This window comes from Streptomyces sp. NPDC059008, assembly GCF_042749045.1.
Taxonomy (GTDB): domain Bacteria; phylum Actinomycetota; class Actinomycetes; order Streptomycetales; family Streptomycetaceae; genus Streptomyces.
In genome coordinates, this window is sequence record NZ_JBHYJC010000017.1 from 79,803 (window position 1) to 96,257 (window position 16,455).

The window sequence follows — 16,455 nt, forward strand, 5'->3', positions numbered from 1 at the left end:
GGTCGTCGCATCCTGGTGGCGATCGTGGAGGTCCGGGAGCCGCTCCGGAGGTCCGTATCGCCGTGCACATCAATGTGCCTGACGAGTGTTAAGCCCGTGCTGCCAGCACATGACGCATACGTACACCTTGCGGCGTCGGCCCGTTTCCTGACGGCAACTTGACGCCGCGACGGCCGCGCGGGCCGCGGCGGCCGCCCCGAAGAGCGGCCGCCCCGACCGCCGCTACTTGCCGGCCTCGCGCGCCAGGTAGGCCAGCAGGTCCTGCCGGCTCACCACGCCCTTCGGCTTGCCCTCGACGAGGACGATCGCCGCATCCGCGCTTTCGAGGACCGCCATCAGGTCGGAGACCGACTCGCCGGAGCCGACCTGCGGCAGCGGCGGGCACATGTGCTTCTCCAACGGGTCGGTCAGCGAAGCCCGCTGGGTGAACAGGGCGTCCAGCAGCTCGCGCTCGACGACGGAGCCGACGACCTCGGCGGCCATGACATCGGGGTGCCCGGCGCCCGGCTTGACGATCGGCATCTGCGAGACGCCGTACTCGCGCAGCACCTCGATCGCCTCGCCGACGGTCTCCTCGGGGTGCATGTGCACCAGCGAGGGCAGCGCGCCCTCCTTGTGCTGGAGCACATCGCCGACCCGGGCCGCGGTGCCGCCCTCCTCCAGGAAGCCGTAGTCGGCCATCCACTCATCGTTGAAGATCTTGGACAGATAGCCCCGGCCGCTGTCCGGCAGCAGCACGACCACCACGTCGTCCGGACCGAGCTTCGAGGCGACCTCCAGCGCGGCCACCACGGCCATCCCGCAGGAGCCGCCGACCAGCAGGCCCTCCTCCTTGGCCAGGCGCCGGGTCATCTGGAAGGCGTCCTTGTCCGAGACCGCCACGATCTCGTCGGCGACCGTACGGTCGTAGGCGGTCGGCCAGAAGTCCTCGCCGACCCCCTCGATCAGGTACGGGCGCCCGGAGCCGCCGCTGTAGACCGAGCCCTCCGGGTCGGCGCCGACGACCCGGACCCGGCCCTCGCTGGCGTCCTTGAGATAGCGGCCGGTGCCGCTGATCGTGCCGCCGGTGCCCACACCCGCCACGAAGTGGGTGATCCGCCCGTCCGTCTGCTCCCACAGCTCCGGGCCGGTGGTCTCGTAGTGCGAGCGCGGGTTGTTCGGGTTGCTGTACTGGTCGGGCTTCCAGGCACCGGGCGTCTCGCGCACCAGGCGGTCCGAGACGTTGTAGTACGAGTCCGGGTGCTCGGGGTCGACTGCCGTGGGGCAGACCACCACCTCGGCGCCGTAGGCCCGCAGCACGTTGATCTTGTCCGTGGACACCTTGTCCGGGCAGACGAAGATGCACTTGTAGCCCTTTTGCTGGGCCACGATCGCCAGGCCCACGCCGGTGTTGCCGGAGGTCGGCTCGACGATGGTGCCGCCCGGCTGCAGCTCACCCGACTGCTCGGCGGCCTCGATCATCCGCACGGCGATCCGGTCCTTGACCGATCCTCCGGGATTGAAGTACTCGACCTTGGCCAGGACGGTGGCCTGGATGCCCTTGGTCACGCTGTTGAGCCGCACGAGCGGGGTGTTGCCGACGAGCTCAATCATCGAATCGTAAAACTGCACGGTGGTCTCCGCGGTCGGGGGCACGCTCTCCTGCGCCCGTCCCGCCAGCCTATTGCCCGGGTGGGTTGGCCGGCGGATGCGTTGCGTTCCGTACAGGAACGGGCAACACCCTGTTGTAGGAGTTCTTGACGGTTCAAGAGCGCGTCCGGCCCCGGCGCCGTGGCGCGCCCGCGCTGCACGGGGAGGAGCCCGGCCGATGCCGATGACGATGTCCAGGGCGAGGGTGGCCCGGCGGATCGCGACCGCCGCCGCATTCGGCGGGGGCGGGATCGGCCTGCTCGGCGTGGCCGCCGTCGGGGTGCTGCTGACCGAGGTGCGGCTGGCCCGCCGTACGGTCGGCGGCTCCAGCGACATCCCGCCCTGCGCCGACGGCCGCTACGGCGCCGCCTTCGGCCACCGCACCGACCGCCCGCCGCTGCGGCTCGGCTTCCTCGGCGACTCCACCGCCGCCGGCCAGGGCGTGCACCGCGCCTCCCAGACGCCGGGCGCGCTGCTCGCCTCGGGCCTGGCCGCCGTCGCCGAACTGCCCGTCGAATTCCACAACGTGGCGCTGCCCGGCGCGCAGTCGGACGATCTTCCGCGCCAGGTGGAGCTGATGCTGGCGGACGGCACCGAGGCCCCGGACGTCTGCGTCATCATGATCGGCGCCAACGACGTCACCCACCGGATGCCCCCCGCCCAGTCCGTACGCCACCTGTCCGAGGCGGTGCGCAGGCTCCACGCGGCGGGCTGCGAGGTGGTGGTGGGCACCTGCCCTGATCTGGGCACCATCGAGCCGGTCTACCAGCCGCTGCGCTGGGTGGCCCGGCGGCTCTCCCGGCAGCTCGCGGCCGCCCAGACCATCGGTGTGATCGAGAGCGGCGGGCGGACGGTCTCGCTGGGCGATCTGCTCGGGCCCGAGTTCGAGGCGCGTCCCCGGGAGCTGTTCGGGCCGGACAACTACCACCCGTCGGCGGAGGGCTACGCCACCGCCGCGATGGCGGTCCTGCCGACGCTGTGCGCCGCGCTGGGCCTGTGGCCGGAGGAGGAGCGGCCGGAGCCCGCCCGCGGCGAGGGTCTGCTGCCGGTCGAGCAGGCGGCCGCCGAGGCGGCTTCCGAGGGCGGTACGGAGGTCACCGCCTCCCGTGCGCCCTGGGCGCTGCTCAAGCACCGCAGGCGCCGCCAGCTGCCGGAGCCCGAGCCCACCGACCCCTCGTCGATCACGGGCTGACGCTCCCCGCGGCGGGCGTCGGGGGGGGAGCCGTACGGGAATACCCGGGGCTCCCTCCCCGTTGCCATAAGCGCTCGCTTAGAAAAGAGGTCCGCATCACAGCGCCCAGCCCGTGACCTCAGCAGTACGCACAGGTAACTTCCCTCACAGTCCAGCACTCTTCCCGCCCGTCGCCCGACCACCGCCCCTCGACGAAGCTCTCCCAGACTTCGTCCGGGGGGACCCCAGCGCGCCGGGCCTCTTCCTCTGGAGCCGTGTGATGCCCGAAGCCGTGATCGTCTCAGCCGCCCGCTCCCCGATCGGCCGTGCCTTCAAGGGCTCGCTCAAGGATCTGCGCCCGGACGACCTGACGGTGAAGATCATCGAGGCCGCCCTGGCCAAGGTCCCCGAGCTGGACCCCACCGACATCGACGACCTGATGCTCGGCTGCGGCCTCCCCGGTGGCGAGCAGGGCCACAACCTCGGCCGCATCGTGGCCGTCCAGATGGGGATGGACCACCTCCCGGGCTGCACCGTCACCCGTTACTGTTCCTCCTCGCTGCAGACGAGCCGGATGGCGCTGCACGCCATCAAGGCCGGCGAGGGCGACGTCTTCATCTCGGCCGGCGTCGAGACGGTCTCGCGCAGCGTCAAGGGCACCTCCGACGGCCTGCCCGACACCCACAACCCGCTCTTCGCCGACGCCGAGGCCCGTACCGCGGCGCGCGCCGAGCAGGAGGGCGCCGACTGGCACGACCCGCGCGAGGACGGCCTGGTCCCGGACGCGTACATCGCGATGGGCCAGACCGCGGAGAACCTCGCCCGCCTCAAGGGCATCACCCGCCAGGACATGGACGAGTTCGGCGTACGGTCCCAGAACCTCGCCGAGCAGGCGATCAAGAACGGCTTCTGGGAGCGGGAGATCACCCCGGTCACGCTGCCCGACGGCACGGTCGTCTCCAAGGACGACGGCCCGCGCGCCGGCGTCACCGTCGAGGGCGTCTCCGGCCTGAAGCCGGTGTTCCGCCCGGACGGCCTGGTGACCGCCGGCAACTGCTGCCCGCTCAACGACGGCGCCGCGGCGCTGGTCATCATGTCCGACACCAAGGCGCGGGAGCTGGGCCTGACCCCGCTGGCCCGGATCGTGTCCACCGGCGTCTCCGGCCTCTCCCCCGAGATCATGGGCTACGGCCCCGTGGAGGCCAGCAAGCAGGCCCTCCAGCGCGCCGGCCTGTCGATCTCCGACATCGACCTGGTCGAGATCAACGAGGCGTTCGCCGCCCAGGTGATCCCGTCCTACCGGGACTTGGGCATCGACCTGGACCGGCTGAACGTCAACGGCGGCGCGATCGCCGTCGGCCACCCCTTCGGCATGACCGGCGCCCGCATCACCACCACCCTCATCAACTCCCTCCAGTGGCACGACAAGCAGTTCGGCCTGGAGACGATGTGCGTGGGCGGCGGCCAGGGCATGGCGATGGTGATCGAGCGGCTGAGCTGAGCTGCAGCGGAGGGTAGGGGTCGGGCGCGAGGTACGAGTGCCCGGCACCTGCCCGGAGCGGAAGCGAAGCTCAGCGCGACCAGAAGGCAGGGGCGGCTGAGCTGAGCTGCAGCGGAGGGTAGGGGCGGCCGAGCTGACGCTCGGCCGCTCGCCTACGGGGGTGTGCGCGGACGAACGGACCAACTCCCGCCCCGCGCACACCCTTCGCTGCCGCACGGACACGGGCGGCGACACGGCGTGATCCGTGTCACGTGTTAACAAGATCGCGACCCAATCTCCCCCAGGATTGTGACCAACGCCCTGGGGGATCGGCGTTCTTGCAGGTCAGCATGGGGTGGCCGGGGCTCATGAGACCCACTGCCTCCAGCATTTCCGGACATAGTGCACCGGGTGCGGTCGCCGACCCCCGGCAGGCTGATGTAGGAAGTCGGAGAACATTCTGTTAACGGGAGTACGCCGGTGATCTCGTGGTCATCAGGAGTCGTCCCGTGAGCGAGCGCGTCAAGGGGGGCACCCCGGCCGAGGGCCGGGGGAAGTCCGTGTACCGAGGCGCGGCCCGTGCCGAGCGGGTCGCCGAGCGAAGTGGGGAGGACGCATGAGCGAGCGCCGCGGGCGAATCACCGAACGCTGCGCGTCTCGCGCATGCGGGACCGAGCGAAGAGAGGTTTCGGCATGAGCGTCACCACCCTCGTCCTGCTAGTGGCCGCGGCTGTCGCCGTGGCGCTGGGCGCCGCCGCCCTGCGCACCGCGCGTGCGCTGCGCGGCCAGATCGCCGAGCTGCACGCCGAGCTCGTCACCGCCCGGCAGGACGCCGTCGCCCGCGCCCAGGCCGCGGACGCGGCACCGGCCGCCACCGCGACCGTCCCGGCCGCCCGTACGACCCCGGCCGCCGAGACCCCGCTCGCGGACATACGCGCCGCGGTCGCCGACGCGCTGGCCGAGGAGCGGGAGCGCGAGCTGGCCGAGGCGCGCGCCTTCTGGGCCGCGCAGGAGGCCAGGGACGCCGCCGACGCCCCGTCGCTGCTGGGCGGTCTGCCCGGCCTCGGCGACGAGAGCCCGCTGGACGCCCGCGCCGATCAGCGCGAGCTGTCCGAGCGGCCGGAGTTCGACCGGCTCGACACCCACCCCTTCCTGCCCCGCCAGGCGGACTTCGCCGGTATCGAGCCGCTGCTGGGTCCGGACGCCCTGGAGTCCGTGGAGGCGCTCGAAGCCCTCGACGCTCCGGAGTTGGAGCCCGTCGAGGAGCCCGAGTCCGCCGAGCTGGCCGCCGCCCGCCGGCGCCACCCCTCGCACCCCGACTTCTCACCGCACCCGGTGCTCAGCGATCACGAGCGCACCGTCGCGCGCCTGGAGGAGCTGGCCCAGCAGGGCACCCCGGTCGCCGACGTCCGCCCCGGCCCGCTGGGCACCCTGGACGTCTATGTCTTCGCCGACGGCACCACGCTCTGCCTGACCCCCGGGCAGCGCGAGGCCGCCGAGCGCGTCGCGGGCGCGCTGCACTCCGGGCGCACGCCGGTGCTGCTGGGCGGCTCCGGGATCTCCGGCGCGTACGCGCTGACCTTCTCCTGGGGCGAGAGCCGCGAGGAGAGCGTCTACATCCTCGCCGACCGCGTCATCGCCTCGCTCTGACCGGGCGCGGCGGGCCCGCCGGGGCGCCTCCCGGGGCTGCTCCCAGGGGGAGACGCCGGCACGGACAGGCCCTGGCGGACACCCCCTAGCAGCGTTCCGCTCCCTAGCAGCGTTCCGCCACCGCCCGGACGCATCGCACGGCCTCCGCCAGCTCCTCGGCGGGGGCCACTTTCGCGTCAGAGTGCCCGGCGTCGCCGGCCGGGCGGGCGGCCGCGGCCCGCAACGCCTCGACCAGATCGTGTCCGGCCACCGCCAGCTGGTCGCCGGCCGCGAACATCCCGGCGTCCGGCAGCTCCCGCGGGGGCTCTTCGGGCCGCTCGATCAGCTGCGCACGGGTCGCCAACCGCCGTGCCAGCTCAAGCCCTTCGGCCGCCGCGCCGCGGCCGAGTCTGCTCTGCGGCAGCGATCTGAGGCGGTCGGCCAGGGCGTCCACGGCGGTCTGCAAAGGGGTCACGTCAAGCACGCCGTGAGCCTATGCGCCACTCCCGGGTGGTTGCCAACGGCAGAACGCTCAGGCACGGTGTGCTGAAGAACCAGCATCGACCGCGTCCGGAGGCGCCGATGTCTCAGCTCTTCTCCGAAGAGACCCACCGGAATCTGCTCTCCCGTATCCCGGACTGCACCGGCCGGGAAATCTCCGAATGGCTCCGCACCGTTGACGAAGGCCCTGCCTTCTTCCGTTTCGACGAAAAGGTCAGCTGGCTCCGTGGCGAGCACAACCTCGCGTACGGGCACGCCAAGGCGATCGTCCATGAACACGACCTCAGGCGCGCTGCGCGGAAGTTCTGACCCGCGATGGCAGGCCCTGGGCCTGTCCGGCTCGGGACACGCGACACACTCACGCACGACGAAGGCCGAAGGGCCCGCAGGCGTTCGCCTGCGGGCCCTTCGTGTGTCGTGCGCCGTGCCGGCCGACCGGGTCAGTCGCCCCGGAGGATCGAGATCAGCCGCAGCATCTCCATGTAGATCCACACCAGCGTCATGGTCAGGCCGAACGCCGCGAGCCAGGACTCCTCACGCGGGGCGCCGTAGGCGATGCCGTCCTCGACCTGCTTGAAGTCCAGGGCCAGGAACAGCGCGCCGAGGACCACGCCCACGATGCCGAAGACGATGCCCAGGCCGCCGCTGCGGAAGCCGAGGCCGTCACCGCCGCCGAACACCATGAACATCAGGTTGACCAGCGACAGCAGGACGAAGCCCATCGCCGCGATCATCACGAAGCGGGTGAAGCGGGCGGTGACCCGCACGATCCGCGTCTTGTAGGCGACCAGCATGGCGACGAACACCGCCATCGTGCCCAGCACCGCCTGCATGGGGGCGCCGTTCAGCTTCGGCACGTCGTTGATGAAGCCGCTGAGCGCGCCGAGGAAGACGCCTTCCAGCGCCGCGTACGCCAGGATCAGCGCCGGCGACGGCTTGCGCTTGAACGACTGCACCAGCGCCAGCACCATCGCCACCAGACCGGCGCCGATGGCGAAGCCGAGGTTCTCGGTCAGGAACAGCCAGCCGACGGTGGCACCGGCGACGACCGTGCCGAGCGTCATGCCCGTCCGCGCGACGACGTCGTCCATCGTCATCGGGCGGGACTGCGGCGCGTACTGCGGCGGTGCCTGGGTTGCGGACTGCTGGTCCTGGGCGTAGGGGTTGCCGCCCTGCGCGTAGGGGTTCGTGCCGGCGTACGGGTTCGCGGTGGGGCCCCCGGCCTGCTGCGGTGCGTTGAAGCCCGCGTAGCCGGTGTCGCGGCTGAACCCCCGACGCGAGAAGACCGGGTTGCTGCTCCTCATCTCACTCCTCCATGGCCGCCCTGCGCGGCCTTGACGGCAAGCGTAATGGCTTGGCAAAGGCGCGTCGCTAGTTCTTGAGCAGGATCTTTCCCCGAACCGGGCGCGACACGTCCTCCAGAAGGAGGACGTGCGGGACACCGCGAAGGTGCCCGGCAGACGGCGGACGCGGCCGGGCCGCGGACCGCTCCGCCGCATGCGCACAGCCTCCGCTCCCGACATTCCGGGTATTCGATCTCGGGCCACCGCGGTCGACCGGCCATTTCCCTCCGTACCGCTGCCGCAGGGAATCCGATAAATGTCTGATCGCAAGGGCGCCGCACCCCGTCGGGCAACGCACGTCACATGCCCGCAGGCAACCGATTCACCGGAGCGGCCGTCTTCCCTTCCGGCCGGAACCTGCCCGGTGGATGGATCTCCTGAGATGACGCATGGTCAAGATCCGAACACCGGAGTGCCCCTTCACGCTGCGCCGATGGCTTACTGTACGTAGTGGCGCGGGCGCGATCGGTTGTAATCCGAGGGTACAGATAGGTCTATTCTGGCGGGAAACAGCAGCGAAAGAGGGTTGAGGTGCCTGTGCCTGACGTCTCAGTAGTCGTCATCGTCTACAACGACGCCGACCGGTTGCCGACCGCAGTCCAGTCCGTGCTGGACCAAACGCTCCGGGACGTCGAGGTGGTGATCGTCGACGACTGCAGCACCGACCGCTCTTTCGAAGTGGCGCAACACCTCGCGGCCTCCCATCCCGGCCGCGTCAGAGCCTTCCAGCTGCCGGAGAACAGCGGGGCGGGAGGCGAGCCGCGCAACGCCGGCATCCAGCACGCCACGGGCCGCTACGTCATGTTCCTCGACAGCGACGACGTCCTGGAACTCAATGCGTGCCGGAATATGCTGGAGGCCGCCGAGGAATCCGGATCGGACATCGTCTCCGGTCTGTGCGTCCGGCTGCACAAGGACACCCGCAACCAGAAGCGGGACGAGTGGTACGCCTGGCTCTATTCCACGACCCGTACGCTCGAATCCGTAACGGAATTGCCGGACCTGTTCGTGTGGGACACCCTGTCCACGAACAAGTGCTATCGGCGCGAGTTCCTCATCGAGAACGATCTCCGTTTCCCCAAGGGAATGTTCTACGAGGACCTGATGTTTATCGCCGACGCCTATCTCGCGGCGCGGCGCATCACCCTGATTCCCAATCAGGTCTACTTCTGGCATGTGTTCGAGCGGGCCGCCGTGAAATCGGTGACGAACCGCCGGCACGAAATGACGAACTATGCGCATCGGCTGGAAATCCACCGGCGTATCGACGCATTGCTGGCCGAACGCGGGCTGACCGAGATGCGGCTCGCCAAGGACGTGAAGTTCCTGAAGCACGACCTGGTGCTGCATCTGCGGGATCTGCCGTTCCGGGACGAGTCCTACCGCCGGGAATTCGCCGAACTCTCCCGCGAATACCTCTCGGGCATCGCCCCCGAGGCGTACGAGCGCGTACAGCCGATTCAGGCCATCTGCGCCTACCTGCTCCAGCAGGGTGACTGGGACAATCTGATCCCGGCGGTCGACACGCTCATCAACCGCGACAAGCTCTCCTCGCCGCTCGCCGAGAACGACGGCCGGATCTACTGGTGCGACGGCCACCTCGACGACGCGTTCGGCCGCGAGGTGCTGGACGTCACCGACCTCGGCTACCACGAGAAGCCGGTCGACAAGCTGTTCCTGCGCAATCAGCTGACCCGTTACCGCCAGTCGGGCGGGTCCGTCTCCCTGACCGGCCGGATCACCAATCCGCTCGGTGTCGTCCCGCCGGGAGCCCGGCTCACGGGCGTGCTGGAGTTCAGCGCCCGGCGGCGCAGTCTGCAGTCCTTCCACTTCCCCGTGCGCGCGCTGCGCCACGACGGCGACGGCATCCACTGGGAGGCCGCGGCGGACCTCACCGCCAAGCTGCGCCCGCTGGGCATCGTCGACAGCATCTGGGACGTCCGGCTGCGCCTGGACGTGGACGGCGTGCGCACCACCACCCGGCTCACCGTCGCCGACACCGAGCTGTCCGGCGGGCTGCCGATCCGTCCGCGGCTGACGCGGATGGTCGCCGACCACCTCGAGCCGCATGCCTCCGCCAAGGGGCATCTGGCGTTCCGCCTGGTCAGCGAGGGCCGCAACGCCGAGCGCGTACAGGAGCTGATCACCCGCGGGGTGCGCGGCACGCCGGGGACGCTGGCCAAGACCGGCTACCGCAAGGCCAAGGCGCTGCGCAAGAAGGTCACCTCCGGTGACACCAAGCTCCGCGCCTACCACGAGGTCTTCAGCCGGCTGCCGGTCAAGAAGCGCACGGTGGTCTTCGAAAGCCATCTGGGCAAGCAGTACAGCGACAGCCCGCGCGCCCTCTACGAGGAGATGCGCCGGCAGGGCCTGGACTTCGAGGCGATCTGGTCGTACGCCGGCTCCCCGAAGGACTTCCCCAAGGACGTCACCCTCGTGCGGCGCTGGTCGCTGCCGTACCTCAAGGCGCTGGCCCAGGCCGAGTTCTGGGTGGACAACCAGAGCTACCCGCTCAAGCTCACCAAGCGCCCGGAGACCACCTACATCCAGACCTGGCACGGCTCGGCGCTGAAGAACATGGGCTTCGACCAGCCGGCGCTGAAGGCGCAGACCCGGCAGCAGCAGGCCGAGCAGCAGTCCTCCCTGGACCGCTTCGACCGCTTCCTGATCCGCTCCGAGCACGATGTCCACACCCTGGCCAAGGCGTTCCGGCTCAAGGAGAAGACGCTGCTGCGGGTGGGGTACCCGCGCAATGACGCGCTGGTGCGCGCCCGGCAGCGGGAAGCGGAGCTGGGCCGGCGTGAACGCGGGCCGCTGGCCGCGGAGTTGGGCATTCCCGAGGACAAGACCGTACTCCTTTACGCACCGACCTTCCGCAAGGCGGGGGGCCGGCACGGGCGCTTCGCATTGCCCTTCGACGTGGAGCGTTTCGCCGACCAGTTCGGCGACCGCTATGTCCTGCTGGTGCGTTCGCACTACCTCAATCACGTGGTGCTGCCACCGACCGTGCAGGGCCGGGTCATCGACGTATCGGCGCGCCATGACGTGACGCCGATCCTGGAGCTGGCCGACGGTTTGATCACGGACTATTCGTCGGTGATGTTCGATTACGCGCTGCTCGACCGGCCGCTGATGTTCTTCACCTACGACTACGACGAATACGTCCACGAGGGCCGCGGTACGTACTTCGATCTGCTGGAGCACGCGCCGGGCCCGGTGGTCCGCACCGAGGACGAATTCCACGAGATGCTCAAGTCGTTCGAGACGCAGGCTCTGGAATACGCGAAGCGCCGCCAGGAATTCGTCGCCAGGTTCGGGGAATACGACCGGGGCGACGCCGCCAAGAGCATCGTCGACCAGTTCTTTGCGCAGTGGAGCCGTTGATGACCAAGTCGTACGCAGCCGGACCGCGGGACATCTTCTTCGTCTCCAACAGCGTCAACGAGATGGGCGGCATCACCAGCTGGTCGCACCAGATGGCGCGCCTGTTCAGCGAGCGGGGCCACCGGGTGCACATCGTCGGCATCGTGCCGCCGCCCGAGGGGCGGGTCCACGAACTCGCCGACGACCTGCCGTTCCGGACCACCACGCTCTACACCGAGCACCCGCCGACCGTCGGCCCCGTACGCGGCCTCAAGGACCGGCTCAACATCGCCGAGCAGCGCCGCCGGGCCGCCCGGGAGGCCGGCATGCGCGAGCAGGCGGCCAAGATGAGCGCGCTGTTCCGGGCGGCGAAGCCCGGCGGAGTGGTGATCGTCACCCAGGTCTGGGCGATGGAGTGGGTCGCACTGGCCGACACCGCGGGGCTGACGGTGATCGGTATGAGCCATGAATCGTTCGAGACCTGCCGCAAGTCGTCCCGCTTCGGTCGCGTCAAGCGGTTTTACGCGGACGTCGACCGGATGCTGACGCTCACCCGCGAGGACGCCGACCGCTGGATCCGGCAGCGGATGGACAATGTCGGCTTCATGCCGAACCCGCTGCCGTTCTTCCCCGACGTCCCCTCGGACCGGTCGCGCAAGTGCGTGGTCAGCATCGGCCGGCTCCACGAGGAGAAGGGCGTGGACCTGCTGCTGGAGGCCTGGGCGAAGGTCGCTCCACAGCACCCGGACTGGACGCTGCGGATCTACGGCTCCGGCGAGGAGGGCGAGGCCCTGCGCAAGCTGGCGGCGGAGCTGGGAGTGACCGCCTCGGTCGAGTGGATGGGGCGCACCGCCGACGTCGCCGGGGCGCTGCGCGAGAGCGCGGTGTTCGCGTTGAGCTCGCGCGGTGAGGGCTTCCCGCTGGCGCCGATGGAGGCGATGGCGACCGCCGTGCCCTGTGTGGCCTTCGATGTCGCGCCCGGCGTCCACGAGATCATCACGGACGGCGAGGACGGGCTCCTGGCCCCTCCGGGCAATATCACCGAATTCGCCCGGCATCTCGACACCCTGATGTCCGACAAGGAGCTTCGGGACACGATGGGCGAAGCCGCGCGGGAGAACATCCAGCGGTTCTCCACGGAGGAGATTGTCGGCCGCTGGGAGAGCCTGTTCGCGCTCGTGGAGCGCTGAGCCGACCACACACAAAACGATGAGGGCCGCCGGCATTCACCGGCGGCCCTCATCGTTGAAATTTCAGTCAGTCGCCGTCTTTGGCCCGCCGCTCGCGGGAGTGCCCGGAGCCGGACTTGAACCGGCACGGCCCGTAGGCCAGCGAGGTTTAAGCTCGCCGTGTCTGCATTCCACCATCCGGGCCTGGGATCCCCCATGCCACCTCAAAGAGGGCAGCACGAGCGTAGCCCGCAGTGCACGACGCGGATCGGCCACTCATCCCGAGGTTGTCTTATTTTATTGGCAACTGAGGGTGCATCAGCGCTGGGTACAGGCCTTGGGCACATGCCTGAGGCCTGACTTTGCCAGGACATGCCGCGGCGCAAATTCGTGCCCGAATTGACGTAAACTCGACGCCCCCTCAGCGCCGCTCTCACCCCTGCGGGTGTCCCCCTCCGAGCGGCCGCGACGCCGAGCCGGCGTCAGGGTTCCGTCTCCTCCCCAGGGATGACCGCACACCCCACGGATACGCCCCAGGGCTGGCCGAGGACGGTCACAGGGGTTGACGTCCACCCCCCTTCTCCTGACCCACGATGGAAACCGTCCGCTTGATGTCCGCGGTGTGCGCCCACCGGCCGCCCGCGGAGCAGATGGTCCCTCGTCCCGACAGGAGCTCCTTCCCGTGACCACCACCCACTCCGGCGTCTCCACCGCCAGCCGCGCCACCGCGGTGGCCGCCCGCGCCACGGATCTCACCAAGGTCTACGGACAGGGCGAGACCCAGGTGGTCGCCCTGGACGCGGTCTCCGTCGACTTCCGGCAGGCCCAGTTCACCGCGATCATGGGCCCCTCCGGGTCCGGCAAGTCGACCCTGATGCACTGCATGGCAGGGCTGGACGCGATCTCCGGCGGCTCGGCCAGGATCGGCGACATCGAACTGACCGGCCTGAAGGACAAGAAGCTCACCCAGCTGCGGCGCGACAAGATCGGCTTCATCTTCCAGGCGTTCAACCTGCTGCCGACCCTGAGCGCCCTGGAGAACATCACCCTGCCCATGGACATCGCCGGCCGTAAGCCCGACCGCGCCTGGCTGGACCGCGTGGTGGAGACCGTCGGGCTGAGCGGCCGCCTCAAGCACCGCCCCAGCCAGCTCTCCGGCGGCCAGCAGCAGCGCGTCGCGGTCGCCCGTGCGCTCGCGTCCCGGCCCGAGATCATCTTCGCCGACGAGCCCACCGGAAACCTCGACTCGCGCTCCGGCGCCGAGGTGCTGGGCTTCCTGCGCAACTCCGTGCGCGAACTGGGCCAGACCGTGGTGATGGTGACCCACGACCCGGTCGCCGCCTCCTACGCGGACCGCGTGGTCTTCCTCGCCGACGGCCGGATCGTCGACGACATGCCCGACCCGACCGCCGACATGGTGCTCGAACGCATGAAGGGCTTCGACGCCAAGGGCCGTACGAGCTGACCGGCAGCAGCCACCCGCCACCCGGACCTCTCCTCCAGGACTGACCCACCCATGTTCCGTACCGCCTTGCGCAATGTGCTTGCGCACAAGGCCCGGCTGCTGATGACCGTCCTCGCCGTGATGCTCGGCGTGGCCTTCGTCTCCGGCACCCTGGTCTTCACCTCGACCATCTCCGACGCGTTCCAGGCCAGCTCCCAGAAGGGCTACGACAACGTCGACGTCGCCATCCAGCCGAAGTCCCCGGACGACGGCAGCGGCGCGCCCGGCGCGGCCCCCCACCTCGACCAGAAGTTGCTCGACAGGGCCGGCCGGGTTCCCGGTGCCGCCTCCGTGACGGGCACCGTCTCCGGCTTCACCGCCATCGCCGACAAGAAGGGCGAGCTGATCGGTGACGGCTTCTCGACCCGCGGCGGCAACTACTTCCCCGGCGACGACGGCAAGGACGCCCGCTATCCGATGCGCAGCGGCGCCGCCCCCAAGGGCGCGCACGAGTTCGCACTGGACGCGCACACCGCCGACAAGGCCGGCTACAAGGTCGGCGACACCGTCCGGATCTCCGTCGACGGACCGGTTCGCGAGCAGAAGCTGACCGGCGTCTTCACCACCGACGACGGCACCGTCGCGGCCGGTGGCAGCCTCGCGCTGTTCGACACCCGCACCGCCCAGCAGCTGTTCGCCACGCCCGGCACCTTCAGCGAGATCGACGTCAAGGCCGCGCCGGGCACCTCCCAGACGGCCCTGAAGACCGAGATCGACAAGGTGCTGCCCAAGGACGGCGCCGAGGCCACCACCGGCAAGCAGCTCGCCGACGAGCAGGCCAAGATGATCGCCGAGAGCATGGACGGCATGAAGACCGGCCTGCTCGTCTTCGCCGGTATCGCGCTCTTCGTCGGCGTCTTCATCATCGCCAACACCTTCACCATGCTCGTCGCCCAGCGCACCAAGGAGCTGGCGCTGCTGCGCGCGGTCGGCGCGAGCCGCCGGCAGGTGACCCGCTCGGTGCTCGTCGAGGCGTTCGTCGTCGGCGCGGTCGCCGCGGTCACCGGCCTGGCCGCCGGCATCGGCATCGGCGCCGGTATGCGCGCCCTGATGAGCTCCACCGGCGCCACGGTCCCCGACGGCCCGCTGGTCGTCTCGCTCTCCACGGTCCTGATCTCGCTGCTGGTCGGCATCGTCGTCACCGTCCTGGCCGCCTGGCTGCCGGGCCGGCGCGCCGCGAAGATCCCGCCGGTCGCCGCGATGAACAGCGTGCACGCCACCGCCACCACCAAGTCGCTGGTGGTCCGCAACACCATCGGTGCGCTGTTCGCGGGCGCCGGTGCGGCCGGCGTCCTGGTGGCCACCGGCATGGACGACGGCAAGGCCGTGATGGCCGGCGGCGCGGGGCTGCTGCTGATCGGTGTGTTCATCCTGACGCCGCTGCTGTCCCGCCCGCTGATCGCGCTGGCCGCGCCCGTACTGCGCGCCTTCGGGATCTCCGGCTCGCTCGCCCGGCAGAACGCGGTCCGCAATCCGCGCCGTACGGCCGCCACGGCCTCCGCGCTGATGGTCGGGCTGACGCTGATCACCGGCATGACGGTGATCGCGGGCAGCGTGCAGAAGGGCATCGACAAGATGGCCACCGAAGCGCTCAAGGCCGACTACGTCGTCTCCATGGCCAGCCATACGCCGCTCTCCCCCGACGTGGCGAAGAAGATCGCCACCCTCGACGAGGTCACCGCGTCCAGCCCGCTGCGCAACTCCCCGTCCCGGGTCGGCACCGACACCCAGTACCTCACCGGCGTCAACGGCAAGGACTTCGGCAAGCTCACCCGGCTCGACTTCGTCAAGGGCTCGCTGGGCGAGCTGGGCGGCGACCGGACCGTGGTGGACGAGGCCACCGCCGAGGAGAAGGGCTGGCAGCCCGGCTCCCGCTTCCCGGTGACGTTCGAGGACGGCAAGAAGGGCACGCTGACGGTCTCCGGTGTCTACCAGGGCAACGAGATGATCAGGGGCATCCTCCTGGACAACGCCACACTGGCCCCCCACCAGAAGCAGATCACCGATATGCAGGTGATGGTCAAGACCAAGGACGGCGCCACCGACGCCGCCAAGGACTCGCTGGTCAAGGCGCTCGGCAAGAACCCGGCGATCTCCGTCGCGGACAAGAAGGACGTCTCCGACGGCATAGCCCAGATGTTCAACCTGATGCTGAACATGCTCTACGGGCTGCTGGCGATGGCCGTGATCGTCGCGGTGCTCGGGGTCATCAACACCCTGGCGATGTCGGTCTTCGAGCGCTCGCAGGAGATCGGCATGCTGCGCGCCATCGGCCTGGACCGGCGCGGCATCAAGCGCATGGTCCGCCTGGAGTCGCTGGTGATCTCCCTGTTCGGCGGCGTGCTCGGCATCGGCCTGGGCGTGTTCTTCGGCTGGGCGGCCGGCGAACTGATCGGCGGCTCGCTGCCGACGTACGAGCTGGTCCTGCCCTGGGCCCGGATCGGCGTCTTCCTCGCCCTGGCCGCACTCGTCGGCGTACTGGCCGCGCTGTGGCCGGCCCGCCGGGCGGCGAAGCTCAACATGCTGGCGGCGATCAAGGCGGAGTAGGGCGGTGTCGTGGGGGGGGGGGGGGCGGGGCCCGGCCCCCGCCGGGGGGGGCCGGGCAGACCCCCCGGCGCACCCGCCCCCCCCACGCGGCCGCCCCGCGGGGGCGGCGGGCGCGCCCG

11 protein-coding genes and 1 tRNA gene are annotated in these 16,455 nt (G+C 70.2%); 8 read left to right on the forward strand and 4 right to left on the reverse strand.

Annotated elements, in window-relative coordinates; translation table 11 throughout:
- Positions 1 to 222: 222 nt before the first annotated feature.
- Complete coding sequence (locus ACFWZH_RS21210) at positions 223 to 1,611, reverse strand: cystathionine beta-synthase (RefSeq protein WP_384433193.1); 1,389 nt, start codon at positions 1,609 to 1,611, stop codon at positions 223 to 225.
- Between the two features lie 196 nt (positions 1,612 to 1,807).
- On the opposite strand from ACFWZH_RS21210, the gene ACFWZH_RS21215 reads away from it, so the two are divergent.
- From ACFWZH_RS21215 to ACFWZH_RS21225, 3 genes are all read left to right on the forward strand, one after another.
- A complete protein-coding gene (locus ACFWZH_RS21215; protein ID WP_384433196.1) occupies positions 1,808 to 2,821 on the forward strand; it encodes an SGNH/GDSL hydrolase family protein in 1,014 nt (337 codons plus the stop codon).
- A gap of 259 nt (positions 2,822 to 3,080) precedes the next feature.
- Positions 3,081 to 4,301 (forward strand): acetyl-CoA C-acetyltransferase, encoded by a 1,221-nt coding sequence (locus tag ACFWZH_RS21220; protein WP_384433199.1) that lies wholly within the window; start codon positions 3,081 to 3,083, stop codon positions 4,299 to 4,301.
- A gap of 672 nt (positions 4,302 to 4,973) precedes the next feature.
- Entirely contained in the window at positions 4,974 to 5,930 is a 957-nt protein-coding gene (locus tag ACFWZH_RS21225) for a hypothetical protein (RefSeq protein WP_384433202.1), read from the forward strand.
- 103 nt (positions 5,931 to 6,033) lie between these two features.
- Here the strand turns inward: ACFWZH_RS21225 and ACFWZH_RS21230 are convergent, their stop codons facing one another.
- Positions 6,034 to 6,393 carry a hypothetical protein gene (locus ACFWZH_RS21230; RefSeq protein WP_384433205.1) on the reverse strand — a complete coding sequence of 120 codons (360 nt, stop codon included), beginning with the start codon at positions 6,391 to 6,393 and terminating at the stop codon, positions 6,034 to 6,036.
- Between the two features lie 98 nt (positions 6,394 to 6,491).
- Between ACFWZH_RS21230 and ACFWZH_RS21235 the strand changes: the two genes are divergently transcribed.
- A complete protein-coding gene (locus ACFWZH_RS21235) occupies positions 6,492 to 6,719 on the forward strand; it encodes a DUF4287 domain-containing protein (RefSeq protein WP_384433449.1) in 228 nt (75 codons plus the stop codon).
- Between the two features lie 131 nt (positions 6,720 to 6,850).
- On the opposite strand, the gene ACFWZH_RS21240 is transcribed toward ACFWZH_RS21235, so the two are convergent.
- Entirely contained in the window at positions 6,851 to 7,714 is an 864-nt protein-coding gene (locus ACFWZH_RS21240) for a Bax inhibitor-1/YccA family protein (RefSeq protein WP_384433208.1), read from the reverse strand.
- Positions 7,715 to 8,290: 576 nt separating this feature from the next.
- Between ACFWZH_RS21240 and ACFWZH_RS21245 the strand changes: the two genes are divergently transcribed.
- A complete protein-coding gene (locus tag ACFWZH_RS21245) occupies positions 8,291 to 11,137 on the forward strand; it encodes a CDP-glycerol glycerophosphotransferase family protein (protein ID WP_384433452.1) in 2,847 nt (948 codons plus the stop codon).
- Positions 11,137 to 12,306, forward strand: coding sequence for a glycosyltransferase (locus tag ACFWZH_RS21250; protein ID WP_384433211.1), 1,170 nt, complete (start codon positions 11,137 to 11,139; stop codon positions 12,304 to 12,306). Before ACFWZH_RS21245 ends, ACFWZH_RS21250 begins: the two co-directional genes overlap by 1 nt.
- Before the next feature lie 101 nt (positions 12,307 to 12,407).
- On the opposite strand, the gene ACFWZH_RS21255 is transcribed toward ACFWZH_RS21250, so the two are convergent.
- A tRNA-Leu gene (locus ACFWZH_RS21255) sits at positions 12,408 to 12,489 on the reverse strand.
- Between the two features lie 478 nt (positions 12,490 to 12,967).
- Between ACFWZH_RS21255 and ACFWZH_RS21260 the strand changes: the two genes are divergently transcribed.
- Both ACFWZH_RS21260 and ACFWZH_RS21265 read left to right on the forward strand, forming a co-directional pair.
- Positions 12,968 to 13,750 (forward strand): ABC transporter ATP-binding protein, encoded by a 783-nt coding sequence (locus ACFWZH_RS21260; protein WP_384433214.1) that lies wholly within the window; start codon positions 12,968 to 12,970, stop codon positions 13,748 to 13,750.
- A 51-nt stretch (positions 13,751 to 13,801) separates the two neighbouring features.
- Positions 13,802 to 16,336 (forward strand): ABC transporter permease, encoded by a 2,535-nt coding sequence (locus tag ACFWZH_RS21265; protein WP_384433217.1) that lies wholly within the window; start codon positions 13,802 to 13,804, stop codon positions 16,334 to 16,336.
- The last annotated feature ends 119 nt before the right edge of the window (positions 16,337 to 16,455 follow it).